Source organism: Candidatus Baltobacteraceae bacterium, assembly GCA_035502855.1.
In the GTDB taxonomy this organism is placed as follows: Bacteria; Vulcanimicrobiota; Vulcanimicrobiia; order Vulcanimicrobiales; family Vulcanimicrobiaceae; genus Aquilonibacter.
The window spans coordinates 268,463-295,226 of record DATJTX010000021.1 but is presented as its reverse complement, the minus strand read 5'-3'; the positions used below and the strand labels follow the sequence as shown (position 1 = coordinate 295,226).

Here is a 26,764-nt window from a genome sequence, read left to right as displayed (position 1 = left end):
GCGATGGCCTTCGCCGTGCGGTTCGGTTTGCTCTTCGCGGTCGCCGCCCTGACGGTCGGCGCCGCACCGCCGCACGACTCGCTCGCCGAGTTTCTGGCCGCGATGCGCCTACACAGCGGGCCGGTCTGGAGCGCACATCTGGCATCGGTCTCGCACGTCACCGAAAGCGGAGAGACCGTCGACCTCAAGAGCGAGTCGCAGGGCCTGCGCTTCGTGAGTTACGACTGCACCGCGAGCCTGTGCGAAGGCACGTACTTCGACGGCGAACGGCTCTACTCGATCAACATCAACGGCACGATGCTCCCACAGGCCCACGGCGCCGACCCGTTCCTGCGCGCGGAGCGCACGATCGCCTCGCTCTCCTTCCTTGCGCCGGACTTCGCCGAAACCGGCGGGCACGTCTACGACGACGGCCTCACGCTGATTTCGAACGTTCCCTACCGCACGCTGCTCGTAACCAACGGCGACGCCACGCCGATGCTGGTGTACGTGGACCCGAAGACGTTCGCCGTCGCGTACATGCGGGACGTCAACGCTGACACCACGATCGCCTACGACGATTACGTACCCGTGGGCGAGCGCTACCAATTGCCGCTCGAAGTTTACCAAAACGGCGCCTTGCTCGAACGCTACGACCGGCGAGAACCGGCGCAAGGCAATCTCGAACTCCCGCGTGGGCTGGTTCCCACCTTCTCCTCGCGTCCCGCCACGGTCGCGACGGACCAAGAGTACGTCACCCCGATTTTCCCGTGCACGCTCTCTGGTGTCGTCACCAAATGCCTGCTCGATTCGGGAAACTCCGGCATGGCAATTAGCCCGTCGCTCGCGCAGCAGATCCGGGCGCAGGCGGTCGGCTCATTTCAAGTGCGCGGGCTGGGCAACTACACGACCGAGGTCGTGCACGCCGGGGAATTGCGCGCGGGGAGCATGACGCTGCCGCCTGCGAACTATGTCGTGCTGCGCGATATCGACCGGTTCGGCTATCAGGTCGTGCTCGGCGCCGACGTCTTCGCCGCAACGACGGTGGAGTTGAACAACGCCTCGCACCAAGTCGTTTTCGGCGCTCCGGTGCCGCCGCGCAGCGTGACCGTGCCGTTGGCGTTCGAACAATTCGTGCCGGTCGTCGACGTTCTGCTCGGGTCGCTTCCGGCCCAACTCGCCCTCGATACCGGCGACGAGTCGAGCATCAACCTCGCCTACGATTTTTACCAAGCACATCGAGATCTTTTTCCGCCGACCAGCGAGCGCCCCGTCGAGGGCGTCGGCGGAACGAGCGTCGAAATCCTCGGCACGATTCCCCAGGTCGAGATCGGCAATCTCTCGATTCGCTCATCGACGATCGGCGCCACCCAAACTCTTGCGGGAACGGCGCTCGGTCATCTCGGTGCGGCGCTGCTCTCGCGCTTCGACGTGACGATCGACTACGCGTCCAGCGAAATTCACTTCATTCCGCTCGCGAGCGACGCGGACCAGCCTGCAAATCACTGAGCGCGTCCAGCGCATCTTCGGCGGGGACGGGCTCGCCCAAGAAGAAGCCCTGGACTTCGTAGGCGCCGATCCGGCGAAGCTGTTCGAGCGTTACCCGCGATTCGACGCCTTCGGCAACCGAGGTCAGGCCCAAATTTTCGGCCAGAATGACGATCGCCTTGACGATCGCCTCGTCTTGCGAGCCGGGAAGCATATCGCGTAAGAAACTCTTGTCGATTTTGAGCACGTCGATCGGAAAACGGCGCAGATAGCTGAGCGAGGTATACCCGGTGCCGAAATCGTCGACCGAGATGCGTACCCCCAGACTCTTGAGTTCGTGCAGCACCGCGATACCGCCGGAAATATCCCGCATCACCGAACTTTCCGTGAGCTCGACCTCCAGGCGCGAGGGCGCGATGCCGTGCTGGTGGAGCGTATGCGCGATCGACTCGGTCAATCCGCTGCGCTCGAATTGACGCGCTGAGATGTTGATGCTGACGCGCGGCACGGTAATGCCTTGCGCGTCCCATATCACCAGCTGGTTGCAGACTTCACGCAATACGTACAGGCCGAGGTCGTCGATCGCACCCGACTCTTCAGCGAGATGGACGAAGTGCTCGGGCGGCAGAAGTCCGAGATCGGGATGTTGCCAACGCACCAGCGCCTCGAATCCGGTGAAGGACAGATCCGACGTGCGAAAGATCGGCTGGTAATGCAGCCGGTACTGGCCCAGCGCCGCGGCGCCGCGCAGGTCGCGTTTGAGCGCAAGCCGTTCCGACGACGAGGCGATCATGTTCGGCAGGAAGAGCCGGAAGCCGTGCCCGCCGCCCGCTTTCGCCGCCTGCATCGCGGCCTCCGACGAGCGCAGCAGCGTTTGCGTGTCGTCGCCGTCGTCGGGAAAGACGGCCAGCCCTGAGCTCGCGTTCACGTAGACGTCGACGTCGCCGATGACGAACGGCGCCTCGAAGATCGCGTGAAGCCGTTCGAGAAACGCGGTCCCGTCACGGGCATCCGCCGCGTCGACGAGCAGCGTTACGAACTGATCCTCGCCGGTTCTCGAAACCGTGGCGCCGGCGTCGACCAGCCGGCGCATACGCGCGGCCAGCAACCGTAAGACCTCGTCGCCGTTGGCGGATCCGTAGAGTTCGTTGATCTCCACGAAGTCGTCGATGTCGGTCGTTATCACGAGTACCGGCGTGCGATGCCGCTTCGCCATCGCAATGCCTTGCGTAAGACGATCCTCGAGCAGTGCACGGTTCGGCAGATCGGTGAGCGGATCGTACTGCGCAAAATAGGCGATGCGCTGTTCGGCGATCTTGCGTTCGGTGATGTCGAACGCCACGGCGATCGTTCCGACGATGCGCCCGTCGACCTCCCGCAACGGCTCCACGTGACCCCGGAAGGTCTTGCCGCCCCAAATCATCTCATACTCGGCCGACCCGCCTTGCAGCGCCTGCAGATGTGCGTGCCGGATCGGAAAGCGCGATTCGTCGGCGAGCAGTGCCGACCCGGCGACGTGCATGCCGATCAGCGACTCGGGATCGTCGGGAACCTGTGCGAGCTGCGCTCCTTCTACGGACGTCACCGTCAGCGTCGTGTCGCAAGAGATCACCAGCGCGGGAAGCTGTTCGAAGAGCAGCCGCAGCCGCGTCTCCCGCTCGCGCAGCTGAATCTCCATCAGCGCGCGGGCGCGTCGCAGCTCCGCGTCGCGTAACGCGCGTTCGGCGGCCGGCCCCAATCGTTTGAGGTTGTTCTTGAAGATGTAGTCATAGGCGCCCAGACGGATCGTCTCGACCGCCGCTTCTTCACCGATTGCACCCGAAACGACCAGACAAGGAACGTCGGCTCCGATCCGCCGCAACATCTCCAACATATCCTGCGCGCTGAAGCGGGGCATCGAATAGTCGCACAGGATCAGATCCCAGGAATGTTCCGCCAAGGCGCTTGCCGCGGCGTCCCGCTCGTCGACGCGCGCGCTTTCCACCGTGAAGCCATGACGCTCGAGTGCCAGGACATTCAATTCGGCATCGTCGGACGAATCATCGATGCAGAGCACCCTCAGTGTCACGCCGCTACATTCCTCCCCCTCCCGCCGGAGGAGGCGCTTCGTTGAGCACCAGCCAGTAAAGCCCGACCTGCCGCACGGCATCGACGAATTCGTTGAAGTCGACCGGTTTGCGCACGTAGCTGTTCACGCCGAGACGGTATCCTTCGAGCAAATCTTCTTCCTGTTTGCTCGAGGTGAGAATGACGGTCGGCAAGAGACGGGTTCCGTCGTGGTTACGAATGCGCTCGAGCACCTCGAGCCCGCTGACCTTCGGCAATTTCAAGTCGAGCAAGATCAGCGCCGGCATTCCGCGCTGCGCCATCAGCTTTTCGTCGAAGAGGAAATCGCAGGCTTGCGCTCCGTCCCGCACGACGACCACCTCGTTCGCGATGTGGTTCTTGGAGAATGCCCGCTCGGTCAAATCGATGTCGTCGGGATTGTCTTCGACCAGGAGAATGTACGGTCTACTCATCGTGCGTCTCCGGCGCTTCCTCTCCCGGCAAGGTGAAGTAGAACGTTGCGCCCGCTTCGGGCGCGCCCTCGGCGCGGATCACGCCGCCGTGACGATGAACGATGCGGGCTACCGTCGCCAACCCGATTCCGGTCCCCTCGTATTCGTCGCTGGAGTGAAGCCGCGCGAACGCTCCAAATAGCTTGTTCGCGTAGTCCATTTCGAAGCCGGCCCCGTTGTCGCGAACATAGAACTCGCCTTCGCTGTTTTTGCCGACGCAAACCTGCGCGTGTTGTGTGCGCCGTGTAAATTTCCATGCATTGCCTAGCAGGTTGACTAACATGATATGAACCAGGTGCGGCTCTCCGAGCGCCCGCAGACCCGGCTCGATCTCGACCGCGACGGCGCGCTTCGGCTCGCCCTCGCGCAATTCCGCGATCGCTGCCGCGGCCATGGCGCTCAAATCGATCTTAGCGTAACCGATCGGTGCGCGCGCGACTTTGGCGAGTTTCAGGAGCGCGTCGATCAAATCGGCCATACGCTGCGCTGCCCGCCGCACGCGATCCAAATATCGCCGGCCGCGCGGCTCGAGCCCCTCGCCGTAATCTTCGAGCAGCGCTTGCGAGAAACCGTCGATCGCCCGCAGCGGCGCGCGCAGGTCGTGCGAGACCGAGTACGAGAACGACTCGAGCTCCTTGTTGGCAAGCTCGAGCTGCATCGTGCGCTCGGCAACGCGCCGCTCGAGTTCCGCGTTCACCTCGAGCACGCGCTGCTGCTCGCTCTTGCGCGCGGTCACGTCACGCACGTACGCCGCAACGCCGCCCGCGAACGGAAAGAGGCGCGTTTCGTACCAGCGTCCGGCAAAGAGCGTCTCAAAGGTAATCGAGCGCCGTTCGTGCAGCGCGTCACGGAACTGTTCGTAGGCTCGCCCGCCGTCCCCGAACTCGTCGGTGAAGGCGGAAAGGGGCATGCCGATCAGTTCGGCGGGCATACGGCCCCAAAACGAGGCCATGCGGCGATTGACGTACGTGATGCGCAAACCGCGGTCGACGGCGACGAACGCGTCGTGAATGCTTTCCAACACTTCGGTCATGCGCTGATTCGATTCCCAGGCCGAAGCAATCTCGGCGATTGTCTGCGAGATCGCCTGCACGAAGCGCACGTCGCCAACCGAAAACGTTCGCGCGTGCGGATGGTAGGCGACGAGGCCGCCGATCGGCGCGCGAGCCGTGCCGATCAAGACCGCTACGCACGAGAGAACGCCGCCGGACTCGAGCGCCGCGAGCGACCGCGCGCGCGGATCGATCCGGACGTCGGAGCACACGAACGGCTCGCCGGTCCGCAGAATGTAGGTAAGATGATCGAGCGGCGGGTTTTGCGGATCGAAGGCGGCGCGCACGTCCCAACCAAAGCTTCGAGTCACCGCGAGCGCGCCCCGCGAACGATCGTATTCGTAGAGATCCACGACGGTTGCTTCGAGAAACTCGCGAACCAGCTCCATTGCCTCGGCCAACGTCTGATCGAAGCTCGCGCCGGTGAGCGCGCCTCGGCCGAATTCGATCAGAGCCTGCTGGCGACGGGTCGTCCGTTCGACCTCGCGCTGCGCTTGGATGCGCATGCTGACGTCGCGAAAATAGATCGAGAGCCCGTCCGGCGAGGGATACGCCTTCACTTCGAACCAAAGGTCGGCGGTAGCCGAATATTCGACGAATTGAACCGGCTGCTGATCGCGCATCGCGCGCTGATACTCTCGCTCGAAGAGGCGCCCGCGCGCTTTCGGAAACACGTCGAGCCAGAACTCGCCGATACAGTCGTGCGGGGCGTGTAAGAGCTGGCGCGCTTGCGCATTGATGTAGGCGATGCGCCACTGCGCATCGAGAGCGAAGAACCCGTCGGTGATGCGTTCGAGCACCAGTGACAGATCGGGCCGCAAGGCTGACGCATCCGCCATGAGCGCTGGTTCTGGTGCTGTTACCAGCCCGCCTGCGCCGTCGCGGCAACGATCGTTTCTACCGCCGCCGGCCGATCACGATGGGGCGAGTGGCCGCAGCGATCGAGCACGACGCGATCGCAGGGCGCGAGCATTGCGCGTTCGATCGCATCGAGTTGCGCGCGCGTTCCGTACTCGTCTTGGCGGCCCTGCACGAGCACGGCCGGAGCTTCGATGCGAGCCAAGTATTCTTCGATGTTCCAGTCGCGAAAAGAAGGCGCAAGCCAGATATCGTGCCAGGCGTAGAACGTGTGGTCGACGTCGCGATGATGGCGGGCGAGCCGCTCGCGCAGCACGCCGGCGCGATAGGTTGTGCCGATCGCGGCGATGCTGCGAAGCGAAATCTCCTCGACGAAGACGTGCGGAGCGAGCAACACCAATGCGCGCGGCTCCCGCGGATGCGCACCCGCAAAAATCAACGCGATCGACGCGCCGTCGCTGTGTCCGACGAGAATCGGACGTTCGATCCCGGCTGCGTCCAACAAACGAGGCAAGGTCTGCAGGGCCTCGCGATGCATATAGTCGGGCGCGCGCGCCTCCTCGAGAACGCTGGAAAATCCGTTGCCGCGGCGCGAGTATGCGAAAATCCCGCAGCCGGTGCGCGCGTGCAAGCGCTGCGGCAAGTCGCGCCATAAACCCACCGATCCCAACCCCTCGTGGAGGAGGACGAGGGTCGGCCGCGCGGGCGAATCGCCGGGCAGCCGCAGGACCTCCAGCGTCGCTCCGTCGATCTCAAAGCTCGAAGCCGGCACGCGCACCTATCCGGCCGGGGTAAGCCCGCAATCCTGCCGCCCGGGACGCTCGAAGAGGGGACTTACCAGGCAAGCATGCAAATTCTGGCCCAGAGCGTCGATGATAGAGAGGTAGATGCTGAACGACCTCATCACGTTTTTCACCGGGGCACCACAGAACCGGCGAAAATACGCACGACGCGCGGGACCCTTCCCGGCGTGGGTCGCTATTGGCACGCAGTGGGCAAATTGCGCGTGCCTGGACATCTCCGGCAGCGGCCTCGGAGTCGTCTCCCCAACCGCCCTTCCGGAGGAGTGTAATTTCCGCGTGCAGATCGAGGGCCGCAACATCGTCATTCGCGCCAAGCGCGTGTGGCAGCAGCCGGGAACCGCGCAGGGCAAACCGGCATGGCGCTACGGGCTCACCTTTACCGGCATCAGCGCGGACGATTGGGACGCGGTCGTCCGGTTCTCCAACAACGATGCGGTCACGGTAGAGAACAAGGCGCAGAAAGAACTCGAACTCGTCCGCCTGAAGGCCGACGACGTTGCGCGCTTGATTCCCAAGAAACTGCAGGACACGATGCTCTCGATGCTGGTGCAGAAGGGACGATTGGCTCCGATCGACGACAAGACACCGCTCGTGCAATACGCGTATGGCGGCGTCGTCAAGCGCAGCGGCCGCGCACTGCATCGCCTCGCGATTCATTCGCGCGTGCGCGATTCGGCCACGCACGAAGTCAAGGCGTTCGATACGCGCTTTCTCTTCGACGATCAGGGCGGCAACGTTCAGATCGACGAATAGCGCCGCAGCATCGCGCTGATCGCGGCAATCACGCGATCGACCGCCGGACGGCGGTAGGCCCACATCGGATCTTCGGGCGGATAGCGAACCGCCATCGTGGCATTACTCTCGAAGAGCACGACCCGTCCTTGCGCGTCGAGTGCGAAATCGATACCGCCATAGTCGAGCTCCGTCGCGCTCGCAACGCGCTCGAGCGCCGCCCAGGCGCGTTCGCCGACGGTCTTCCGCGGATCGCGCAGGAAGGCTCCCTCGCGCGCTCGATAGGTCGGAACCTCCGCCATCGCCGCACTGAAATAGTGAACCTTCCAGTTGTTGGAAATCGCGAGATGCAGCGGGTAGAGCTGCGAGTCGACGATCATCACGCGGTATTTCGCAAACGTACCGGCCGGCTCGCGCACGTCGAGATACTCGAACGCAAAGAAATCATCGCCCGGTAACCGCGAGAGCGCGCTCTCGAGGTCGCCGGCGCCTTCGATGCGCGCGAAGTGTTCGCCGGCATGGTATCCGGGAACGCGCAGTAGAACCGGAATCGGTAAATCTCGAACGCGGGCTCGCGAGACCCTCTCGAGCCTCGGTACGATCACGTCGTCGAGCCCGGCAAAACGCCGCGTCTGCTCGTAGCGCCCCGTGCGTGCCACGCGAGCGGGGTCGTTGAGCACGCGCTTGTTCGAACGCGCGAGCAGTTCGCGCGCCTTCGCGAGCGCCGCGCCCGAACTGTCGGCTTCGCCGATCGCATTGAAGACGACGTCGTGACCGGGCAACGGCGCGTCGGGCGGGTGCAATTCAACCGCGAGTTTGGTTACCGCGAAGACGCGCTCGTCGAAGAGCCGCTCGGTGACGACGTTGCCGCTGCCCAGCGTGATCGGGACCAGCACCTCGATCGGGCGGCCGGTTCCGCGATATGGAACCGCCGTCGTCGAATCGCCCTGCGCGGCGATACCGCACTGCGTCTTCGCGACGGCAAGGCCGCGGCGAGCCTCCGCGTTGGTCGAATTCGCACGGATGGCGGCTTCGTATGCTTCGAGCGCGAGCGACGGTTCGCCGCGCAGGAGATAAAAGTACCCCGCGTTGGTCAGCGCGAGGGAACTTTGTGGGAAGCTCGCCGCACATTCGAGCGCGAGCGCGAAGGCATCCTCGGACTTTCCCGTCCGGTGCAGGCGCTCGATCTCGCGCGCGATCGATTCAGGCGTCGTCTCCAACCGCAATCACTCGGCCAGCGCTTCGATCAGCGGCGCGAGTTCTCTTTCGTACCGGCGCCATCGTCCCACCGATTCCGAATAGAGCGGCCGGCGTACCTGCACGGCGCTCGCCGTCCGGACCGGACGATCGACGCGCCAGAATTCCAAACACGCGTAGTCCCAGTCGAGTCCGCAGTGCGCGACGATCCGGCGCGCCTGCACCTCGAAGTCCGCCACGAGTGCTTCGTACTCGATCTCCAGCAGCGTGCCGGAAGGAACGAGCGCGCGAACGTACTGCATGTGCTTCTCGTAGAGCCGGTAGTATCGGCCCAGCTCACGTAGGTCGTATGTGTAAAGCTGTCCGTCGACGAAATGCGTGGCAAAGCACGAGAGGCACGTGTCGAGTGGATTTCGCCGCACGTGCACCAGCTTCGCGTTCGGCAGAGCGAGATGAATCGGTACCGCAAAGCGAAAATTGGACGGCATCTTGTCGGTGATGCGCGATGCCTGCACCGCGGGAAGCTGCTCGAGATAGCGCGTGCCCAGGTTTGCCAAGGCGTCACGCAGTTCAGCCGCAAATGCGCGCGCATCGCGCGGATCGGAGAGCATCGGCGGGAAAAGACCGAACGCGCGCTCGAAGAGCTCGAGTTCGCCCGCGGCATGGACGTCGCGATGAGCAGCCAGGATCTGTTCGACCAACGTGCTTCCCGCGCGGGGCATCCCGATGACGAAGACAGGGAGCGTGCTCGGATTTCCGCACCCGCGCATCGCGCGCACGAGCGTGGGGCTGAACGTCGCGCACAGCGATCCCAATAGGGTTCGCTCGGGCGACTCATCGTAGGCGATCGTCGAGCGTTTGAGCCGGTTGGCGTGCAAGAGATGTTGGAATGCCAGCTCCGGACGCTCGCTCGCGTACGCAGTCGCTAGCGCGAAGAAGAGATCGATGCGGGCGGCGTCGTCGAGCGCGCAATCGCGGGTGAGCGCGTCCAACTGCGCTCGCTGTGCCGCATCAGCCGGCTGTGACTCGACCAAGTAGCGATGGGCGACGGTATCGCGCGGGTCGAGTTCGACCGCACGCCGGAGCCAGCGCACGGCCTCGTCCAGATCGCCGACTTCGCGCAGCGCGTTGCCGAGATTGCGCGCCGCCTGCGCGTAGGCGGGGTCGCTATCGAGGGCGCGCCGAAACGCGACGATCGCGTCGTCCACGCGACCGCTGCTCCAAAGGGTAGCGCCGGAGAAATTCAAGAGCTCCGCTGCGGGATCAGGGTGCATAGTCACCGAGCATAGATGACGTGCTTGAAAGAGGGCTTAGGAAACGGGACCAAGCGCGCGTTCGGCGAGCCTTCCAGGGAGGCGCGGCACCTCGCGCGCAATGGGGGCCCATGAGAAGAAATTCTTGGTGGAACGTGCTCTTGCTCGTTCCCTTTATCGCGACGCTCTTTCCGGCTCTGTACAACCGGCTCGATCCGCCGCTGTTCGGCATGCCGTTCTTCTACTGGTATCAACTGGCCTGGACGATCGGTTCGGGCATCGTGTTAGCAATCTATATCGCCCTCATTCGCGGAGGCGAGCGCGATGCAAGCTAGTTCGATTATCGTCATCGTTCTCGTCATCGGCATTACGATTCTCGGTTTTGCCGCAGCCAGTTGGCGCAGGACCGGCACGCTGGAGCACATGCACGAGTGGGCCCTCGGCGGACGCAACTTCGGCACGATCATCTCGTGGTTTCTGATCGGCGGCGACCTCTACACCGCGTACACCTTCATCGCGGTGCCGGCCCTGGCATACGCGGCCGGGCCGATGGCGTTCTTCGCGCTGCCCTATACGATCGTCGCCTATCCCTTCGGTATTCTCATCCTCACGCGCTTCTGGAGCGTATCGCGCAATCGCGGCTATATCACCGCCGCCGATTTCGTACGCGACCGTTTCGGCGACCGTTCGCTCGAGGTCGTCACCGCCATCACCGGCGTGATCTCGATTGTCCCGTATATCGCGCTGCAACTGGTCGGCATGGAGGTCGTCTTCCAGCAGCTCGGCGGTTTCTTCGCGCTCGGCCACGGCGAGGTGGCGCTGGCGATTTCATTCATTCTGCTCGCAGCCTACACGTACACGAGCGGCTTGCGCGCGCCGGCGCTGATCGCGCTGGTCAAAGACACGCTCATCTATCTCACGATCATCTGCGCGATCGTCGCGGTCACGCACATGTTCGGCGGGTGGGCCGGTATCTTCGATGCGGCCGGTAAGGCGCTCGCCGCCAAACCCAAACCGGCATCGCTGCTCCTCGGCCAGCCGCAGTACTTCGTGTACGGCACGCTCGCGTTCGGATCGGCGCTGGCGCTCTTCATCTATCCGCACTCGATCACGTCGATACTTTCGGCCAAGAGCCGGGCGGTCGTGGAGCGCAACATGGCGCTGCTGCCGATCTATTCGCTCTTGCTCGGGTTTTTGGCGCTGCTCGGATACGCCGCCATCGCGGCCGGCGTCAAGGTGACGAACCCGCAGTTTGCCATCCCGGCGCTTTTCGCGAAGATCTTTCCGGATTGGTTCGCCGGCGTCGGCTACTCGGCAATCGTCATCGGGGCGCTCGTACCCGCGGCGATCATGGCGATCGGCGGCGCGAACCTCTTCGCCAGCAACATCTTCCGGCAGTTCTCGGCGCAGCGCGACGCGGTCGAGACGCGAACCGCAAAAATCGTCACGCTGGCGATCTGCCTGGTCGCGCTGCTCTTCGTCATCTTCATCAAGCCGAAGTACGCGATCGGCTTCCAGTTCCTCGGCGGCGCCTGGATTCTGCAAACGTTCCCGGCGTTCGTCGTCGGGCTCTACACCAACTGGCTCAATCCGAAAGCGCTCTTACTCGGCTGGGTCGTCGGAATTGCCGCCGGAACGTACATGGCGGTTGAGACCAACTTCACCGCCGCCTTCCCGCTGCATCTCTTCGGCGGCACGCTGGTAGGATACGGGCCGTTCTACGCGCTGATCCTGAACCTCGTCGTCGCGGTCATCGCGACGCCGATCTTCAACGCGGCCGCCACCATGCGTGGAGCCGACGCGACGACCACCGCGGATTATGCGTAGACGTCGATGTTCCGTCCGACGCCGATCGCGCGAAAGTAGCGAACGACGTCGGGCGGATCCTTCGGCAGGCGCACCGGACCGACGCCCGAGCGCGACGTAACGGTGCGCAGCACCTGCTGATACTGCCCGATCGCCCAGGCAACCGAAATCGAGATCGCGTTTGACGCCATTATCTATGGGTTCGGCAGGGACGCCGATTTCTTGATCCTGCCCCCGTTAGGCCACGGGCCATATCAGGAACACGACCCCGATCAGGGCGACGAAACCGCCGCTGAGCACCTCGCCATAGCGTTCCAGCGGTCCCAGGTGCAGACGTTTCAGTGCGGCATCCGAGAGCACGCACAGCGCGACGTACGTCGCGGTCGTACTGACCGCGAAGCAGAGCGACATCGCGACGATCAGCCCGAGTCCGAAGCGGGCCGCGGCAAAGAACGTCGGTATCGCCTCGACCATCGGCGAGGACCCCAGAATCAACATCAGCGTGAGGCGCGATCCGCGCGGCGATACCGTCGTGTGCCGGTCGCGCCCGTCGTGCCCTTCGCGTAACTCACGCCACGCCCCGACCGCGATCCAACTGCCGAAGGCAATCAGTGCGGCGCTGGAGATCAGCGCAACCGCATGGCCGAAGCGCTCCGCAAATGCGATTCCGGCGATCCATACAACGGTTCCGATCGCAAGAGTCGAGACCGTGTGCCCGAGTCCTGCCCCGAACGCTGCGCGCGCCGTCTGCGTTCGCGTCCAGCGGCGCTGACGCGCGAGAAGTGCGATCGGCGCCCAATGATCGGGTACGAGCGTGTGCAGGATGCCCACGACGATCACCGCGGCCAAAAGCAGCAGCGCTTGCGAGGCCGACGGGATCATTTCAGATAACGACGCACCAGGTGAGTCAAGTCGTCGGCAAAGCGTTCCCGGTCCGCCGCCTTGACCGATCGCGGCGAAAGTACGTGCGCGCGTACGTGATCCTCGAGCACTTCGGACATCAGCCCGTTCATCGCGCCGCGCGCGGCGGCGATCCGTTGCAATACTTCACCGCATTCGGCTTCTGCTTCCAAGGCGCGAACGACGGCTTGGACCTGTCCTGCGATACGGTGCACGCGCGCCAGGAGTTTGGCTTTCTCACGAATCGTATGACTCATGGCGCGTCGATTGCGTCACGCGGCTCGGATACCCTACCGGGGTACCTTATCCGAGCGCTTTTCTTGCCCGTGCCGAACGCCCGCTTGCTCTAATACCGTCCGGATTCTTTGCCGATTCTTGCTACATGCGCGGTTTCTCTCAGCGTGCGATTTTCTGCGTTGCGGCGCTTTCATTTTTCGGCCTGGTTGCGTGCGGCGGCAGCGGCGGGGCCGGCAGCAGCGCCGGCGGCGGTGCGGTCGCCAACGGCTACCTTCCCGCGGCGCCGACACCCAACGCCACCGGTTCGCCCGCGATCACGACCGGCGACGTCGTTTCCGGCACGCTGACCGATTACGTGACGCAGAAGCCGATCGCCGGCGCGACCGTCACGCTGGGCGCGTTTCCTGCCTCGGATTGCGTGGGCTGGGAAGCGTGCGGCTCTCCGGTTGCTCCGCGGCAAACAACGACGACCGCAGCGAACGGAAGCTGGAGTATCGGCGGCTTGACCAACGGCAGCTACTTCCTCACCATCGCCATGGACGGCAATCCGGCCCTCGCGCAAACCTACACCATCCTGCACCGCAGCGTGACGATCGCCGGCGCAAACGCCGCGCTCGGGGAAGTCAACATTTCGAAACTCTCGTCGTACGAGTCGGCGTGGCTCGCGCAGATCAATTCGGATCGCGCCTCGGTCGCGACTCCGGCGACGGGTCCGGTGGTGATCGACGAGTATGACGAAGAGGCCGCGCGCGCCGAGGCGGCCGCCGTCGCGGACGGCCAATATCCGTACGGTGATTCGACCGAGGGTGTCTTCGGCGACGAGGCGTCGTCACAGACCGGCTATTTCGAGGACGGCAACGGCGGCGTCGCCGACGCGAACGCCGGGCCGTACGACTGGCAAGCCGCGGAGTCGGCGTTCTTCGCGAACGAAAAAGAAAACTGCGAGAGCGAGTACGACGTGCCGAACGGCAGTTGGGTGAGTTGTCCGTTCGAAGAGAACACCGGGCATTACATCAATCTCGCGCAGGACTCGTTGGTCTGGGTCGGTCTAGGCGAATCCGCAACGGCTGCCGTTTCGTCGAGTAACGTCGCCGGGTGGTGGATCTACGCCGGCGTCACGTCGTACGATTCGACGACGGCGCGGACCGCCGCGGAGACGAGCCGCCGCGCGTCGGCTCTTCCTCCTCCGCGCTAACGCGGACGTACACGAAACGCAAGGCTGATCCGCGGGCCCACCGATTCGCTTGTCTTCGGAATTCCATGGTCGTAGCCGTACTGCGTGAGGTAGGACATCACGAGCACGCTGCCCGGCTCGAGATCGAGATCGAGAATCCGGCGCGGCAATCCCTTACTCCGAATCGTCATCTTCCGCGTCGCGCCCAACGAGAGCAAGGCAATCGGCTGACCGACGATGAGTTCGTGGAGCTTGTCGTTGTGCGGCGCAACGCTATCGCGGCCGTCGCGATAGAGATTCATGCCGATATGGGTGTAACGCGAACGGGTGCGGCGCTCGACGATCGGCAGCACCTCCGCGAGCGGCGGCAACAAGGCCTCGTCGACGCTGCTCGAGGCCACCAAACGGGGGACGTCGACCTCGCGTTCGTACATCATGCGGCGCTCGCTTCGCCACGGCACGCCGGCGAGCAACCTTTCGAAGACGCGCTGGGTATGCGCGGGTGTGAGCACGTTCCGATAGTACAGGATCGATCCGCTTGCATCGTCGAGGACGACGCGGGAATCCGTCTCGAAAAGGGCGAGTTGCTGCGACATCTCATATCGTTTAGACCCATCTCGCTCTTCTGCGGTTTCCGGAGTATACTCAAGGGTCCTATGACACGCCCACATGAAGATCTTCAGCGGCATGCGCCAACCGATCATCGGGTTGGCGGACCCGTCGTCGCGTTTGCACCCGGCTCGTGGTGGGCGATCGACGTCGTGCATGTCGCCTCGAACCGCGAAGACGCCGCTATTTCCTCGTATGAGACGCTCATCGAGAAGGCGCGCGCCTCCGGGACGAGGGCGCGCGAGGCGGCCGTGCTGGCCGCGCACGACCACCGGCGGGTGATCGTGCTCGTGCATTTGGACGGTCACGAAGCGTTCCGGCATCTGAACGCGGCATGGGACGATCATCATCTCTTCACCGAACGCCATGCCGTCGCCGAATCACATGCCATCGCACTCTATCGACTCGCCGCATGCAGCGGCGAAGGGAGGATCGATCCCGCCACGCACGACGCCTATGCGTTCGAGCACGCGCTGATCGGTGGTGAAGCGGCCCGAGCGGCAATCGACGCAGCCGCGAAGGCGCCGGGATTTCGCGGCGTCTGCCTCTTTACCACCGACGACGATCGCGCGAGCGCGATCGTCTACCGGTTCGAGCAGCGCGAGCAGATCGACGCATTTCGCGCGCCGGGTGAGGTATTCTATCCCGTCCACGCCGTGCGCACGTTCGCCTAGGCCGGGGCGCCACTCGGTCCGAAGCGTTCGGTCTTGATTCGCGCCGCGTCGTGACCCGCTTCGATGAGCAAATTCGCCGCCGCCTCGACGAACGGCGTCGGACCGCAGACGTAACATGCCGGCTGCATGTGCGCTGAAAACGTCGCTTGCGCGATCGTTTCCGCGTCGATCCGCCCAGCCGGGCGCGGCCAACCGTCCGGAACGCCGCGCGTGTAGATGTAGCTGATCTCGAGACCGGCATCCGCGGCCGCGCGCTGCCGCAGTTCGTCGGCATAAATGACCGCTTGCGGCGAACGCACGGAGTAGAGTAAGCGAAACGGGGCACGGCTTCGCGTTTGCGCGCGCGTACGAATCATCGCCATCAGCGGAACGATGCCCGAACCGCCGGCAACCAGTTGCACCGGCTCGGTCTGCTCGGGCCGCCATACGAACCATCCGCCGATCGGCCCACGGATTTCGAGCGGATCACCGGGCGCGAGCGACTCCGCAAGATAAGGCGAGACCTCGCCGTCGGCGAGCTCTTCGATCGTGAGTTCGATGCGGTTCCCGCTGGGCGCGTTCGCAATCGAATACGAACGCGCGGCGCTGTAGCCGTCGGGTGCGGTGAGCCGGACATCGGCGTGCTGCCCGGCGTCATGTCCCGCCCACTGCGGCACGTCGAGCACGAGCGTGTACGCGCTTACCGATTCTCGCCTGCGTTCGACCAGCGTACTTTCCCGCCAGTCTAATCGCCCGTGTAGCGCTGTTCCCGCCATGGATCGCCGTACATGTTGTAGCCGAGCCGCTCCCAGAAGCCCGGTTCATCCTCGCGCATCAGCGTCAGACCGTTCAACCATTTGGCGCTCTTCCAAAAATAAAGGTGGGGCACGAGAAGGCGCGCCGGACCGCCGTGCTCGGGTTCGAGCTCCTTTCCGGCGTAACGAAACGCGATCCACGCCTTGCCGTCGCGCAGATCCGCAAGCGGAATATTGGTGGTGTAGCCGCCGTATGAGTGCGCCATCGCATAGCCGGCCGAACTCTCCACGCCCTCGAGCAGCGTATCGATCGCAACACCTTCCCAGCCGGTGTCGAATTTCGACCAACGCGTGACGCAGTGGATGTCGGTCGTGAGGCTCACGCTGGGCAGCGCACGAAACCGGGCCCAATTCCAACGGCGCGTCTCGCCGGTCTCCGTCGTGAGCGTGAACTCCCACGTATCGAGCGGAATGTGGGGCGTGGGCGTGGCCGAGAGCACGGGAAAATCGTGGGTGAGATATTGTCCCGGCGGCAGCTTTGTTTCGCCGGCCGTGCGGCGTCCGGTAAAGCCGCGCGAAACGATTTTCTCTTCGCTCACGGCGCAGCGCCCTGCGCGTGCCATTGTTTGAAACGCTCGCACATTTCGGGTGACCAGCGCGCTTCGCCGGAACTCGGCGGCGGCATCGTCCCTTGGCTCACGGTTGCGTAGATCGCGTCGGCGTGCGCTTTGACGCTCTCGGCACTCGAGAGATCGATACCGGCGTTTTTCATGTGCGCGACGTCCATGTCGGTAAAGAGCGGCCGGATGTCTTTGGCAAAGCTCAGCACGGCATCTACTCCATCTGCGGTTTGCGGCGGTATTCGAGGTCCTCGGCTTTGAAGCGGTGCTCGACCAGTTCGCCGTCGGCTTTCTTGTAGCGGACGACGATCGATCGCGTGTCGACCTCGATGACCTGCCCCTCGACCCCCAGATTCTTGATCAACACATGATCGTAACGCTCCAGTTTCATGCGGCAGCTTTCGTCACCGGCAGCCGGTTTCCGGCCCAGGGATCTTGGTCTCGTGCAACAGCACCGATTTCCAAGCGCGGTCTTGCCAGTTCAAGACGTCGGTCTGCGTCTCGGCTACGTGGAAGCATTTCCCCGCCAATAAACCAGATGTCTCGAGATGCGTCGTTACGATCGCGACATTCCCGTACAGGCGAATTCTTGGGTTGGAAAGGACCATGGTCTTTCGCCTGAATGCGCCCGCACGGATACCCTGGAGGACGTCCGCCTTGTCGCCGATGCTTCCCCGTGAGTTGATGACCACCCAATCGCCGGAGAGGAGCCGCCCGAGCGCGTCCGCGTTGTTCGAGAGCCAAGCGGCGTTGATCGCGCGTTCAGCCGCATAGGCGTTTTCAGCCGTGGGCCCGGCATTGGCGGCACGCGCTTCCGGGGTCGAACCGAGCAAAACGAGCATACACGCGGCCACGATCGAAGCCGACAAGGACCTGAAAACCTTCACGTTCACTCCTCCGTTGTTGACAGGGTGTCACGGTTCTGGCAATGTAAATGCAACTAGTTGCAATATACCACCGGATTTAGAAACCTACAAGGAAGACAGTGAGCTGGCACTTTGCATAACGAACAACGCTCCGGCTGTCCGATCAACCTCACGCTGGAGGTGCTCGGCGACAAGTGGAGTCTAATCGTGATCCGCGACATGATCTTCGGCGACCGCCGGCACTTCCGCGAGCTCCTCACGAAATCCGAAGAGGGAATTGCCTCAAACATCCTCGCTGCGCGACTGCAAACGCTCGTCGAGCACGACATCATCACCCGCAGCCATGATGCGACCCACCAGCAAAAAGTGATCTACAGCCTCACCGAAGCGGGGATTGCGCTCGTGCCCGTGCTCGCTCAGATCGGAGCATGGGGCCGGCGATTTCTTCCCGTGAGTGAAGAACTTTCGATTCGCGCGGAGCTGCTCGAGAAGGGAGGCGCGCCGACGTGGAACGCGTTCATGGCCGAACTGCGCGAGTCGCATCTGGGCAAGCCGCGGCGCGGTAGCAAGAGATCGGTGCGGCTCGAGCTTCAGAAGGCCTACGAAACGGTGGTGCGCAGGAAGCAGCGCATCAAAACCTGATGCCGGCCTCCTGCACGATCAGCCCGAAGTGGCGGGTGCGATCGGGATGCGTCTCCTCGACCTCGAAGATTGCCAAGAACTGATGTTCGCCGATCTTGAAGAACGCGTCGCCCTCGCCCTCGTCGAGCTTTTCTAGTCCGAACACGTCTTCGTAGAACGCGACCGCCTTATCGACGTCGCCGACCTCGATCGCTATGTGGTTGATTCCATAAACGTGAACGCTCATGCATCTCATCATACCCCGCGCCGGCTAGGGTCGGGCGCCGGCACGGAGAACTCCGGGCGATGCGCACTGATCACTCGGGCGTTTTCGAGAGCGTGCACCGCGATGCCAGCTCGCTGCGGTACCACCGGCATGGAATCTCCTTCGCGACGATCGTCCTCGAGGGTTCGTATACCGAAGTCCGCGACGGCGTTCCGAGTGCGTACTCGAAAGGGTCCATCGTTCTCCACCCGCCGAGCGAAGAGCATTCCGATTATTTCACGAGCGCGACGCGGTGCCTCAACGTCGAGCTGGACGAGACGATGACGCCTGGATTCGTCGAAGCTGCCGCCCTCCACCTCACACGCTGCGACGGCACGCCCGAAGCGCGCGTGGCCCTTTCACGCCTGCGCCTGTTGCTGGAATCGCGCGGGCAAACCCAACTGCCGGTCTTCCCCGCATGGCTCCAAGCGACCATCGAATATTTCGGATGGTCGACCGCTCAGCCGCTGCGCGAGGCGGCAACGCTTGCCGGCGTACATCAAACCCATTTCAGCCGCGAGTTTCGCCGCTACATCCGGATGACGCCCAGCGGGTTCCGGAGCCGGGCCCGCGTACGCCGCGCTTCGGAACTGCTGCTCTCAACCAGCACACCGCTCGCGCGCATCGCTCAAGAATGCGGCTTCAGCGACCAAAGCCACCTCACGCGCGCGTTCGGAGCCGCGCTCGGTCTCTCGCCTGCCGCCTACCGGCGCACGTTCGCTCGCTAAAGATCTTCAATACCGGCAGCTCGCGGCGCGCTATCCTGACCGGCGTATGATTGCATCCCCATCGGCTCCGCCGGCCTGCCGTGCGCCGTATGTGTTCGCGCAGATGCGCGTAGCTGTCGGCGGCAACACATGGCACGGCGTGGTCGAGACCTCCGCGAACGGTCTGGTCGCAATCTCCGGCTTGCACGGAACCGGTCGCCTCGATACGGACGTGGCCCGCGGACGCTATGCCGAGCAGTTCAACGTCGCCGCCATGGGACCGAGCGCCGAAGTATACGACGGCACCACGACCTGGGCGCAAGATATTTCGGGCGGTGTCCACCCTTACGACACGCCCTTCGCGCGCGAACGCGCAATTACGAGCGCGTTTCTCGATCGCCGCGAGTACTTCGATCCGCTCGCGCGAGCCACGATCACGTGCCTCGGCACGCGGGTCGAGGACGGCCGGTCCGTCGTGGTCATTCGCGTTCGGCCGGTGGGCGGCATCTCGGCCGACCTGGCCATCGATACGCGAACGCACTTGCTCGCGAGCGTGAGCGAACAACTGCCGCTCCCGATGGATGACGGGGTCACACGGTACGCCGACTATCGCACCGTTGGCGGGCGCGTGTTGCCCTTTTCGATCTCGGTTGGAACGCAAAGTTCGCCCGGCGATGGGTTCGCGTTCAGCGTAACGCGCTACGTCGTGCGCCCGCGCGCGCGCAACTCCGACTTCGCGAAGCCCACCGCGCCGAATGACATGCGCATGATCGGCGGCGCGACGTCAACGAGGGTTCCGATGAGGCTTGAAGGCCGGCAGCTCGTCGTCTGGGCATCGGTCGACGGTCATACGCCGATGCCGTTCATCCTCGATACCGGCGGACACGCGATTCTTACCACGCTGGCCGCGAAGGCACTCGGTTTACACGCGCAAGGTGCGGGCGAGAGCGGCGGATCGGGTTCCGGAACGATCTCGACTCAATACACGTTCGTGCGGAGCCTGCGCATCGGCAAGGCGGAGCTGCTCGATCAACATGTCCTGGTGATTCCGTATCCATACTCGTTTTACGAGCGCGGCAAAAAAACGCCGTTGGCCGGCATTCTCGGGCTCGAGTGGTTCGAGCGCTTTGCGGTTCGCCTCGACTATGGCGAGCGCACCGTGACCTTCACGCCGCTCGCGTTATATCACCACCGCGGAATTGGTTCCTCCCTTCGTTTGATGTTCGAGTATCAAGAGGACATGCCGGTCGTTGATGCTGCGGCCGACGGCCATCCGGGTCTCTTCGGTACCGACACCGGAAATGCGGGGATCTTGATTCTCTTCGGCGATTTTCTCAAGCAGACCGGTTTGCTCGAGCGCTATTCCGGCGGCCAGAAAACCGTTAGTCAAGGAACGGGCGGGAGCAACGCAGGACGCGCGCAGATACTTGCGCGCTTCCGCCTCGACGGACACGTTCTGCGCCGCGTTGCCGCGAACTTCACGCAAATGACCTATGGCTCGTTCGCCTCGCGAACCGAAGCCGGCAACATGGGTTTCAGCATTCTTTCGCGCTTCATTCCGACGTTCGATTACGCGAACGGGACGCTGCATTTGGATCCCGAGCGGAGGGTGACGCCCTTCGGCGTCAATCGCTCCGGACTCGGCTTTGTGAAAAACACTCCGGGCGCGTTCATTATCCTTCTGGTCCGCGCCGGCTCCGCGGGTGCCGCTGCCGGCATCGTTCCCGGCGACCAAATCGTCGCCATCAACGGGAAAGATGCGTCGAATTACTCGTGGGCCGATCTGATCTCGCTCGTCGACGCGCGCGCCGGCACGCGGCTGGTGCTTCGCATCCAACACGCGCGCACGGTTCGAAACGTCACGCTGGTTCTGCGCTAAGACCGTTCACCGCGTCCAGCATGGTGCGCTTGCCGTGGGCGTCGAGCGCGGAAAAGCTCATGGGGGCCTTCCTCGCCTCTAGAAAACCCTGACCGCTAGCACGGCGATGTCGTCCCGCAGGCGTCCGTCGCAAAATCGCTCGACTTCCCGCATCACGGCGCCGACGACGTACTCCATCGTGGTCGCCGAGCGGACCGCGTGCGATACGGCCGCGGCAAGCCGCTCCATCCCGAAGAGTTCACCGCCCGGCGAGCGCGCCTCGGTTGCGCCGTCCGTCGTGAGGACGAGGATGGTCCCCGGTTCGATCTCGATGTGCCGCTGCTTGAAGAGATGGTTCTGGTCGTCGAATACGCCGATCAGCGGTGCCGTCGGGTGCAGCACCTCGAGCGCCGCGCCCGGCCGGCATAACATCACCGGCTCGTGCCCGGCCGAAGCGTACGCGAGCGAGCGGCGATCCCGGTCTAAAATTCCGACGAACACGCTCGCAAACGACTCCGTTCGCTCGAATGCGTTATTCTCGATGTAGACGCGATCGAGGGAACGCAGAACGCGTTCCGCCGTCAGCCCTTCGGACGCGTAGCAGCGCAATCCGTACTTGACGACCGCGGCGTGGACCGCTGCCGCCGCACCTTTGCCGGAAATATCGGCGATCGATAGCGCCACGTTTCCGTTGTCGAAATGGAACACGTCGACGATGTCTCCGCCGACCGCGCCCTCCGCAAGCGCGTACGCCGCGTGGTATTCCACGCCGTCGATCCGGTGTTCGGAGGTCGCGAACAGGTGCCGGATGAGCAGTTCGGCGGCCGCTCGCTCCTGTTCGCTCAGATGTGCGGCAGCCGGCGGCTCCTGTGCGGCGAGTTTCTGGGCAGGCGAAAGAACCGCTTCGGTAACGAGCGGTCGCGCATAGACACGTTGGTCAAACGTCATGGAGGTACACCTGATAACGGAACGACGCGCGCGATGTATCGCAGGCGTTCGATCGAAAATTCCCGTTGATAGCCGCGGTTTCATTTCAGGCGACCCCTTGCCGGGCTATCGCGGTGTGGTAGGTTAATGCACCGCCTCGACCTGATACGGAGCAACGGAGGTGCCCTCGTTGCCCCAGGCGGTGCGGATGTAGGTTACGACGCCTGCGATTTCGGCTTCGGTGAGTTGATTCTCGAAGCCCGGCATTGCGCGTCTTCCGTGCTTGACGATCGCGATGACGTTGTCGGGATTGGCGGCAGTAACCGCGCCGTTGCCCGAGAGGATCGGTACACCGGCGGTGCCTTGGCCCTGATCGCCATGGCAGGCCATGCATTTTTCGGCGTAAATCGTCGGCCCGTCGACGAACGGATTCGGCGTCGGCGACGGCCCGGCTTGTACGAGGTTGGCAGAAGCGATGATTCCAATGATGATCGAGATCACGAAGTTCACGAGCCTAACGCCCCCAGGCGAAGTATTTCGGTAACGCAACGTCGATTCCTGAACGTCATGAGACGTTGCCTGATTGTCATTCTCGCGCTGCTGCTCGTGCCGGCGGCCGCGGCCGCTGCAAAGCTCCCCACGTCGAACCTCGACTGGCGCGCGTCCGGACCCGCGATCGCCGGCGGCCGCGTGACCGCGGTCGCCGGATCGAGCCGCGATTCGGCCCTCTACTACATCGGCGCCGCCGGGGGCGGCGTGTGGAAGAGCACCGACGGCGGCGCGGCCTGGGTGCCGGTCTTCGACAAGGCGGGCGTCGGTGCGATCGGCGCCGTCGCGATCGATCCGGGCGACGACGAGACGGTCTGGGTCGGAACCGGCGAATCGAATCCGCGCAACGACGTGAGTTACGGCGACGGCGTCTATAAAACGACGGACGGCGGAAAAACCTGGACGAACATGGGCTTGCGCGGAACGAAATACATCTCGCGCATTCTCATCGACCCGAGCGATCCGCAACACGTAATCGTCGGTGCGCTCGGCGACGTCTTCGCGAATTCCTCGCAGCGCGGCGCGTACGTGACCTTCGACGGCGGCAAGAGCTGGCGCAAGACGCTCGATATCGGTCCAACGAGCGGCGTCTCCGATCTTGCGATGAGCCCGCGGGCGCCGAACGTGATCTATGCGGGCGTCTGGGAGTTCCAGCGCCGCCCGTGGACGTTCCGCAGCGGCGGCGCGCGCGACGGCCTCTACCGTTCGACCGACGGCGGCAAAACGTGGAGCCGGCTCACCGGTCACGGCTTGCCGGGCGGCATCACCGGCCGCATCGGTCTCGCGGTCGCGCCGAGCGACCCGAATCGCGTCTACGCGTTGATCGAATCGAAACACGGCATTCTCTGGCGCTCGGACGACGGCGGAGCGACGTGGAAGCTGGTGAGTTCGAATACGCTGGTCGACGAGCGGCCCTTCTACTTTTCGCACGTCGAAGTCGACCCGAGCAACCCCGATCACGTCTTCACCGCTTCCACGCAGCTCGCCGAAAGCACCGACGGCGGCAAAACGTTCAAAGCGATTGCGGACAACGTGCACGGCGATTTTCATGCGATATGGATCGCGCCGAACGATCCCAAGCGCATGATCGTGGGTGAAGACGGCGGCTACGCGCTCACGGTCGACGCGGGCAAGACGTGGACGTTTTGGGCCAGCCTCCCGATCGGACAGTTCTATCGCGTCGGCCTGGGCAACGACAACCCGTACACGATCTGCGGCGGCCTGCAAGACAACAACTCCTATTGCGGACCGTCGAATTCGCTCGACCTCGCCGGCAACACGAACGCGTTCTGGTACGCGATCGTTTGGGACGACGACGGCCAGTGGGCGATCCCCGATCCGCGCAATCCGAATCTGATCTGGTCGGACGGACAAGACGGCGCGCTCTTCACCTACAAGCGCGATTCGCGTGAATACACGATCGTCCAACCATATTGGACGAGCGTGCAGCAAGATTACGATATCTCGACGAGCCCCTACCGCTTCAATTGGGAGTCGCCGCTCGGGTTTGCGCCGTGGAATCCGCGTGTCGCGTGGTTCGGTGCCAACGTCGTCTTTCAATCGACCGACGGCGGATACACCTGGCGCGCGATCAGCCCGGACCTCACCCGCAACGACAAAGCGCATCAGCAGCCGGCGGGCGGTCCGATCACGCACGACGTGACCGGTGCAGAGTATTCGGACACGATTCTGGATATCGAAGGCTCGCCGCTTTCACCCGGTGAGATCTGGGTGGGCACCGACGACGGGTACGTGCAGATGACTCGCGACGGCGGCGCGCACTGGAAGAACGTCACGCCGCCGGGCGCCAACACCTATGGCCGGTTCGAAACCGTCGCACCTTCGCCGCTGGAGCGCGGTACCGCCTACGCGGTACAAGACGCGCACCTGATGGGCGACGGCGCCCCGCACGTGTGGGTGACGCGCGATTACGGCGCGCACTGGCGTTCGATCGTGAACGGGTTGTCGCCCGATCTGTGGACGCGCTCGATTCGCCCCGATGACCGCAATCCCGCTCTCGTCTATCTCGGAACCGAAGAAGGCGTGTGGGTTTCGTACGATCGCGGCAGGCACTGGCAGAGTCTTCGCAACAACATGCCGGCGGTCTCGGTTCGCGACATCCGCATCCAACCGCAATTCGACGATCTCGTGCTCGCGACGCACGGTCGGTCGATCTGGGTGATGGACGACATCCGCCCGCTGCAAGACCTTCCCACCGCGGTCGCGGCGCGCGCATGGCTGTTCCAGCCGCGTACCTCGTACGAATACAACCTCACGAACAACACCGAAGGCGTGTACACGAACTACGCTGCGGCCAATCCGCCGTACGGCGTGCCGATTACTTACTATCAAGCCACGCCGCAAGCTGCCGCGCCGCGCATTTCGATTCTCGATGCGGCCGGACACGTGCTGCGCACGCTCACCGGCAAAAACGCCGCCGGGCTCAACCGCATCGTGTGGGATTTCGACGTTGCGCCGCCGGTGAAATGGACGGGCGCTGCGAACCCGGCGTTCGAAGGTCCGGACGACGGCCCAATGGTGGTGCCCGGCACCTACGCGGCGCGCATCACGCTCGACGGCCGCACGTTCGTGCGCCGCTTCGCGGTGAAAGCGGACCCGAAGGCGACCGAAACGCTCGCGCAGATGCAGCAGAGTTACGACGCCTTCATGAAGCTCACGCGCATCTACTCGAGCGTAGACACGATGCTCAACCATCTCGATACGATCCGAAAGGCGCTCGACGCCGAACCGGCGAGGTCGAGCGGCGCGACGGCGCTCGCGCGCGCGCGTGGTGCGCATGCGGCGGTAATGGCTGCGCTCACCGCGGATTATACGAACAGCGAGGACTCGGTCTCACGGCCCGGCGCGCTGCGCGAGAATCTCGATCAGGCCTTCACGACGATGGGAACGTTCCCGCTGCAAGGCATCGTCACGCCCGCCGCGGCGAACTTCTACGCCCGCATCGATGCGGAGTACCGCAGCGCGCTACGCGCGTACAACGCGTATGCACGTTCGATTCCGGAACTCAACGGCACCCTCACGCGCGCAGGGCTGCGCCCGTTACCGGTGATTCCCGGGTTGGTTGAGCAATAGGTACAGGGCGCTCTGATCGCGATCGCCCAATCCGCGTGCGACGGCTTGGGTGACACGTTCGAATACGGCGCGTGCTTCGGGCAAGTCGAGGCCGGCCTGCGTCATCGCCCACTGGATCGATTCCCAATCCTTGAGATGAAGCTTCAGCGCGCCGCCGGGCGTGAAGTCACGCGCGATCATCCGTTTACCGTGCACGTCGAGAACGCGACTTGCCGCAAAGCCGCCGAGCATCGTCTCACGCAGGCGCTCGACGTCGATTCCGCATGCTTTTCCGAGCGCCAATCCTTCGGCGACCGCTTCCACCGTCGCGACGACGATGAGCTGGTTGCACAGTTTTGCGATCTGTCCGGTTCCCGATGCGCCCATGTAGGCGGGAGCGCCCATGCACTGCAGCACCGGTTCGGCGCGATCGTACGCGGCTCGCGAACCGCCGGCGAAGATCGCCAACGTGGCTTCGAGCGCCCCGATCTCTCCGCCGCTCACCGGTGCGTCGAGAGCTTCGATACCGCGTTCCGCCAGACGGTGCGCGGCCTCGCGTGCGGCCTGCGGATGGATGGTGCTCATGTCGATGAAGAGCGCGCCGGCCGGTAGCCCCTGCGCAATCCCGTCGTCTCCGAAGAGCACGGACTCGAGTTGGTCGACGCCGGGCAGCATCGTGATGACGATCCCGGCCTGCGAGGCGACCGCGGCGGGCGGTCCCGGCGCGTACGCGCCTTCACTGACCAGCGAACTCAGCCGTTCGGGCGTGCGATTGTGCACGTACACGCGGTAACCGCCGCGCAGAAGGTTGCGCGCCATCGGCTTGCCCATCGTCCCCGTTCCGATGAATCCGATGGCGGGCTTATCGTTCACTAGAGCCCGATTTGGGTGAGGTCGAAAACGATCCGCTGCGTGATCGGGCTGTCCCACCAATTTGCGATCGTCGCCTCGAGTTCGCGAACCGATCGCAGCGCGTTCACATGTTCTTCGAGCGCTTCCCGGCTAGGACGCGGCTTCGCGAGCTCGCCCTGCAGCCGCCCGATCGACTGGTGCGCATGGTGCGAGGGAGGAAGCGCACCGCGCAGCGCCGCGGCAGGGAACGACGCGAGCAATTCTTGGTTTGCAACCATTCCGGTGGCGTCGGCAGCCTCGACCTCTTTGCGGATATCGTCTTCCTCGTCCATGCGTTCCAGCTACGACGGCTCGTCGATCCGCGCCTGGCGGT

30 protein-coding genes are annotated in these 26,764 nt (G+C 63.9%); 10 read left to right on the top strand and 20 right to left on the bottom strand.

Translation table 11 applies throughout. The features are described 5' to 3' along the window. Positions 1-3: 3 nt before the first annotated feature. Positions 4-1,488 (top strand): aspartyl protease family protein, encoded by a 1,485-nt coding sequence (locus tag VMF11_07685; GenBank protein ID HTU70189.1) that lies wholly within the window; start codon positions 4-6, stop codon positions 1,486-1,488. Here the strand turns inward: VMF11_07685 and VMF11_07680 are convergent. Genes VMF11_07680 through VMF11_07665 form a run of 4 tightly spaced genes read right to left on the bottom strand, consistent with a single transcriptional unit; the run spans position 1,445 to position 6,707 of the window. Further along, positions 1,445-3,535, bottom strand: a complete 2,091-nt coding sequence (locus VMF11_07680) for an EAL domain-containing protein (GenBank protein HTU70188.1) — start codon at positions 3,533-3,535, stop codon at positions 1,445-1,447. The genes VMF11_07685 and VMF11_07680 overlap by 44 nt on opposite strands. Before the next feature lie 4 nt (positions 3,536-3,539). Next, positions 3,540-3,986, bottom strand: a complete 447-nt coding sequence (locus tag VMF11_07675) for a response regulator (protein HTU70187.1) — start codon at positions 3,984-3,986, stop codon at positions 3,540-3,542. Beyond that, the gene (locus VMF11_07670; GenBank protein HTU70186.1) at positions 3,979-5,898 is read right to left on the bottom strand and encodes a PAS domain-containing protein; all 1,920 of its coding nucleotides are present in this window, start codon (positions 5,896-5,898) and stop codon (positions 3,979-3,981) included. The genes VMF11_07675 and VMF11_07670 overlap by 8 nt, the downstream gene beginning before the upstream one ends. 38 nt (positions 5,899-5,936) lie before the next feature. Further along, on the bottom strand, positions 5,937-6,707 hold the full coding sequence (locus VMF11_07665; protein HTU70185.1) for an alpha/beta hydrolase: 771 nt from the start codon (positions 6,705-6,707) through the stop codon (positions 5,937-5,939). 115 nt (positions 6,708-6,822) lie between these two features. Between VMF11_07665 and VMF11_07660 the strand changes: the two genes are divergently transcribed. Further along, complete coding sequence (locus VMF11_07660) at positions 6,823-7,491, top strand: PilZ domain-containing protein (GenBank protein HTU70184.1); 669 nt, start codon at positions 6,823-6,825, stop codon at positions 7,489-7,491. Here VMF11_07660 and VMF11_07655 read toward each other — a convergent pair. After that, positions 7,476-8,690: a hypothetical protein gene (locus VMF11_07655; GenBank protein HTU70183.1), complete on the bottom strand. Its 1,215-nt coding sequence runs from the start codon at positions 8,688-8,690 to the stop codon at positions 7,476-7,478. The genes VMF11_07660 and VMF11_07655 overlap by 16 nt on opposite strands. 6 nt (positions 8,691-8,696) lie before the next feature. After that, on the bottom strand, positions 8,697-9,941 hold the full coding sequence (locus tag VMF11_07650; GenBank protein ID HTU70182.1) for a sulfotransferase: 1,245 nt from the start codon (positions 9,939-9,941) through the stop codon (positions 8,697-8,699). Between the two features lie 110 nt (positions 9,942-10,051). Here VMF11_07650 and VMF11_07645 point away from each other — a divergent pair, with 110 nt between their 5' ends. Both VMF11_07645 and VMF11_07640 read left to right on the top strand, forming a co-directional pair. Then, positions 10,052-10,255: a DUF3311 domain-containing protein gene (locus tag VMF11_07645; protein ID HTU70181.1), complete on the top strand. Its 204-nt coding sequence runs from the start codon at positions 10,052-10,054 to the stop codon at positions 10,253-10,255. Continuing rightward, complete coding sequence (locus tag VMF11_07640) at positions 10,245-11,747, top strand: sodium:solute symporter (GenBank protein ID HTU70180.1); 1,503 nt, start codon at positions 10,245-10,247, stop codon at positions 11,745-11,747. The genes VMF11_07645 and VMF11_07640 overlap by 11 nt, the downstream gene beginning before the upstream one ends. On the opposite strand, the gene VMF11_07635 is transcribed toward VMF11_07640, so the two are convergent. The 3 genes from VMF11_07635 to VMF11_07625 are packed head-to-tail and all read right to left on the bottom strand — an operon-like array spanning position 11,738 to position 12,883. Next, positions 11,738-11,917, bottom strand: a complete 180-nt coding sequence (locus VMF11_07635; protein HTU70179.1) for a hypothetical protein — start codon at positions 11,915-11,917, stop codon at positions 11,738-11,740. The two genes, VMF11_07640 and VMF11_07635, sit on opposite strands and share 10 nt — an antisense overlap. 46 nt (positions 11,918-11,963) lie before the next feature. Next, the gene (locus VMF11_07630) at positions 11,964-12,608 is read right to left on the bottom strand and encodes a hypothetical protein (protein HTU70178.1); all 645 of its coding nucleotides are present in this window, start codon (positions 12,606-12,608) and stop codon (positions 11,964-11,966) included. Next, positions 12,605-12,883: a metal/formaldehyde-sensitive transcriptional repressor gene (locus VMF11_07625; protein ID HTU70177.1), complete on the bottom strand. Its 279-nt coding sequence runs from the start codon at positions 12,881-12,883 to the stop codon at positions 12,605-12,607. Before VMF11_07625 ends, VMF11_07630 begins: the two co-directional genes overlap by 4 nt. 125 nt (positions 12,884-13,008) lie before the next feature. On the opposite strand from VMF11_07625, the gene VMF11_07620 reads away from it, so the two are divergent. Beyond that, positions 13,009-14,058 (top strand): carboxypeptidase-like regulatory domain-containing protein, encoded by a 1,050-nt coding sequence (locus VMF11_07620; GenBank protein HTU70176.1) that lies wholly within the window; start codon positions 13,009-13,011, stop codon positions 14,056-14,058. On the opposite strand, the gene VMF11_07615 is transcribed toward VMF11_07620, so the two are convergent. Then, positions 14,055-14,633 (bottom strand): alpha-ketoglutarate-dependent dioxygenase AlkB, encoded by a 579-nt coding sequence (locus VMF11_07615; protein ID HTU70175.1) that lies wholly within the window; start codon positions 14,631-14,633, stop codon positions 14,055-14,057. The two genes, VMF11_07620 and VMF11_07615, sit on opposite strands and share 4 nt — an antisense overlap. Before the next feature lie 60 nt (positions 14,634-14,693). Here VMF11_07615 and VMF11_07610 point away from each other — a divergent pair, with 60 nt between their 5' ends. After that, positions 14,694-15,320: a hypothetical protein gene (locus VMF11_07610; protein ID HTU70174.1), complete on the top strand. Its 627-nt coding sequence runs from the start codon at positions 14,694-14,696 to the stop codon at positions 15,318-15,320. Here VMF11_07610 and VMF11_07605 read toward each other — a convergent pair. The 5 genes from VMF11_07605 to VMF11_07585 are packed head-to-tail and all read right to left on the bottom strand — an operon-like array spanning position 15,317 to position 17,543. Further along, positions 15,317-16,075 carry a ferredoxin reductase gene (locus tag VMF11_07605; protein ID HTU70173.1) on the bottom strand — a complete coding sequence of 253 codons (759 nt, stop codon included), beginning with the start codon at positions 16,073-16,075 and terminating at the stop codon, positions 15,317-15,319. The two genes, VMF11_07610 and VMF11_07605, sit on opposite strands and share 4 nt — an antisense overlap. After that, positions 16,045-16,677 carry a sulfite oxidase-like oxidoreductase gene (locus tag VMF11_07600; protein ID HTU70172.1) on the bottom strand — a complete coding sequence of 211 codons (633 nt, stop codon included), beginning with the start codon at positions 16,675-16,677 and terminating at the stop codon, positions 16,045-16,047. Before VMF11_07600 ends, VMF11_07605 begins: the two co-directional genes overlap by 31 nt. Further along, entirely contained in the window at positions 16,650-16,883 is a 234-nt protein-coding gene (locus VMF11_07595) for a hypothetical protein (protein HTU70171.1), read from the bottom strand. Before VMF11_07595 ends, VMF11_07600 begins: the two co-directional genes overlap by 28 nt. A gap of 5 nt (positions 16,884-16,888) precedes the next feature. Continuing rightward, positions 16,889-17,065, bottom strand: a complete 177-nt coding sequence (locus VMF11_07590) for a hypothetical protein (protein ID HTU70170.1) — start codon at positions 17,063-17,065, stop codon at positions 16,889-16,891. 13 nt (positions 17,066-17,078) lie between these two features. Next, positions 17,079-17,543, bottom strand: coding sequence for a nuclear transport factor 2 family protein (locus tag VMF11_07585; GenBank protein HTU70169.1), 465 nt, complete (start codon positions 17,541-17,543; stop codon positions 17,079-17,081). A 129-nt stretch (positions 17,544-17,672) separates the two neighbouring features. On the opposite strand from VMF11_07585, the gene VMF11_07580 reads away from it, so the two are divergent. Then, positions 17,673-18,182: a helix-turn-helix domain-containing protein gene (locus VMF11_07580; protein HTU70168.1), complete on the top strand. Its 510-nt coding sequence runs from the start codon at positions 17,673-17,675 to the stop codon at positions 18,180-18,182. On the opposite strand, the gene VMF11_07575 is transcribed toward VMF11_07580, so the two are convergent. Then, positions 18,172-18,408, bottom strand: coding sequence for a VOC family protein (locus VMF11_07575; protein ID HTU70167.1), 237 nt, complete (start codon positions 18,406-18,408; stop codon positions 18,172-18,174). The genes VMF11_07580 and VMF11_07575 overlap by 11 nt on opposite strands. Before the next feature lie 59 nt (positions 18,409-18,467). On the opposite strand from VMF11_07575, the gene VMF11_07570 reads away from it, so the two are divergent. Both VMF11_07570 and VMF11_07565 read left to right on the top strand, forming a co-directional pair. Further along, the gene (locus VMF11_07570; GenBank protein HTU70166.1) at positions 18,468-19,154 is read left to right on the top strand and encodes a helix-turn-helix domain-containing protein; all 687 of its coding nucleotides are present in this window, start codon (positions 18,468-18,470) and stop codon (positions 19,152-19,154) included. Between the two features lie 103 nt (positions 19,155-19,257). Then, entirely contained in the window at positions 19,258-21,012 is a 1,755-nt protein-coding gene (locus tag VMF11_07565) for an aspartyl protease family protein (protein HTU70165.1), read from the top strand. A gap of 78 nt (positions 21,013-21,090) precedes the next feature. Here VMF11_07565 and VMF11_07560 read toward each other — a convergent pair whose 3' ends face one another. Beyond that, positions 21,091-21,939, bottom strand: coding sequence for a PP2C family protein-serine/threonine phosphatase (locus VMF11_07560; protein HTU70164.1), 849 nt, complete (start codon positions 21,937-21,939; stop codon positions 21,091-21,093). A gap of 123 nt (positions 21,940-22,062) precedes the next feature. Next, positions 22,063-22,428: a cytochrome c gene (locus VMF11_07555; GenBank protein HTU70163.1), complete on the bottom strand. Its 366-nt coding sequence runs from the start codon at positions 22,426-22,428 to the stop codon at positions 22,063-22,065. Positions 22,429-22,485: 57 nt separating this feature from the next. Between VMF11_07555 and VMF11_07550 the strand changes: the two genes are divergently transcribed. Beyond that, positions 22,486-25,560, top strand: coding sequence for a hypothetical protein (locus tag VMF11_07550; protein ID HTU70162.1), 3,075 nt, complete (start codon positions 22,486-22,488; stop codon positions 25,558-25,560). On the opposite strand, the gene VMF11_07545 is transcribed toward VMF11_07550, so the two are convergent. Both VMF11_07545 and VMF11_07540 read right to left on the bottom strand, forming a co-directional pair. Continuing rightward, positions 25,528-26,412, bottom strand: a complete 885-nt coding sequence (locus VMF11_07545; GenBank protein HTU70161.1) for an NAD(P)-dependent oxidoreductase — start codon at positions 26,410-26,412, stop codon at positions 25,528-25,530. The genes VMF11_07550 and VMF11_07545 overlap by 33 nt on opposite strands. Further along, positions 26,412-26,723, bottom strand: coding sequence for a hypothetical protein (locus VMF11_07540; protein HTU70160.1), 312 nt, complete (start codon positions 26,721-26,723; stop codon positions 26,412-26,414). The genes VMF11_07545 and VMF11_07540 overlap by 1 nt, the downstream gene beginning before the upstream one ends. Positions 26,724-26,764 lie beyond the last annotated feature (41 nt).

Bases quoted from the DNA above. Each gene is read 5' to 3' on its own strand.
- VMF11_07685 (HTU70189.1), top strand. From the start codon at position 4: ATGGCCTTCGCCGTGCGGTTCGGTTTGCTCTTCGCGGTCGCCGCCCTG.
- VMF11_07675 (HTU70187.1), bottom strand. From the start codon at position 3,986: ATGAGTAGACCGTACATTCTCCTGGTCGAAGACAATCCCGACGACATC.
- VMF11_07660 (HTU70184.1), top strand. From the start codon at position 6,823: ATGCTGAACGACCTCATCACGTTTTTCACCGGGGCACCACAGAACCGG.
- VMF11_07650 (HTU70182.1), bottom strand. From the start codon at position 9,941: ATGCACCCTGATCCCGCAGCGGAGCTCTTGAATTTCTCCGGCGCTACC.
- VMF11_07645 (HTU70181.1), top strand. From the start codon at position 10,052: ATGAGAAGAAATTCTTGGTGGAACGTGCTCTTGCTCGTTCCCTTTATC.
- VMF11_07640 (HTU70180.1), top strand. From the start codon at position 10,245: ATGCAAGCTAGTTCGATTATCGTCATCGTTCTCGTCATCGGCATTACG.
- VMF11_07635 (HTU70179.1), bottom strand. From the start codon at position 11,917: ATGGCGTCAAACGCGATCTCGATTTCGGTTGCCTGGGCGATCGGGCAG.
- VMF11_07630 (HTU70178.1), bottom strand. From the start codon at position 12,608: ATGATCCCGTCGGCCTCGCAAGCGCTGCTGCTTTTGGCCGCGGTGATC.
- VMF11_07625 (HTU70177.1), bottom strand. From the start codon at position 12,883: ATGAGTCATACGATTCGTGAGAAAGCCAAACTCCTGGCGCGCGTGCAC.
- VMF11_07620 (HTU70176.1), top strand. From the start codon at position 13,009: ATGCGCGGTTTCTCTCAGCGTGCGATTTTCTGCGTTGCGGCGCTTTCA.
- VMF11_07615 (HTU70175.1), bottom strand. From the start codon at position 14,633: ATGTCGCAGCAACTCGCCCTTTTCGAGACGGATTCCCGCGTCGTCCTC.
- VMF11_07610 (HTU70174.1), top strand. From the start codon at position 14,694: ATGACACGCCCACATGAAGATCTTCAGCGGCATGCGCCAACCGATCAT.
- VMF11_07605 (HTU70173.1), bottom strand. From the start codon at position 16,075: ATGGCGGGAACAGCGCTACACGGGCGATTAGACTGGCGGGAAAGTACG.
- VMF11_07600 (HTU70172.1), bottom strand. From the start codon at position 16,677: ATGGCACGCGCAGGGCGCTGCGCCGTGAGCGAAGAGAAAATCGTTTCG.
- VMF11_07590 (HTU70170.1), bottom strand. From the start codon at position 17,065: ATGAAACTGGAGCGTTACGATCATGTGTTGATCAAGAATCTGGGGGTC.
- VMF11_07575 (HTU70167.1), bottom strand. From the start codon at position 18,408: ATGAGCGTTCACGTTTATGGAATCAACCACATAGCGATCGAGGTCGGC.
- VMF11_07570 (HTU70166.1), top strand. From the start codon at position 18,468: ATGCGCACTGATCACTCGGGCGTTTTCGAGAGCGTGCACCGCGATGCC.
- VMF11_07565 (HTU70165.1), top strand. From the start codon at position 19,258: ATGCGCGTAGCTGTCGGCGGCAACACATGGCACGGCGTGGTCGAGACC.
- VMF11_07560 (HTU70164.1), bottom strand. From the start codon at position 21,939: ATGACGTTTGACCAACGTGTCTATGCGCGACCGCTCGTTACCGAAGCG.
- VMF11_07550 (HTU70162.1), top strand. From the start codon at position 22,486: ATGAGACGTTGCCTGATTGTCATTCTCGCGCTGCTGCTCGTGCCGGCG.
- VMF11_07540 (HTU70160.1), bottom strand. From the start codon at position 26,723: ATGGACGAGGAAGACGATATCCGCAAAGAGGTCGAGGCTGCCGACGCC.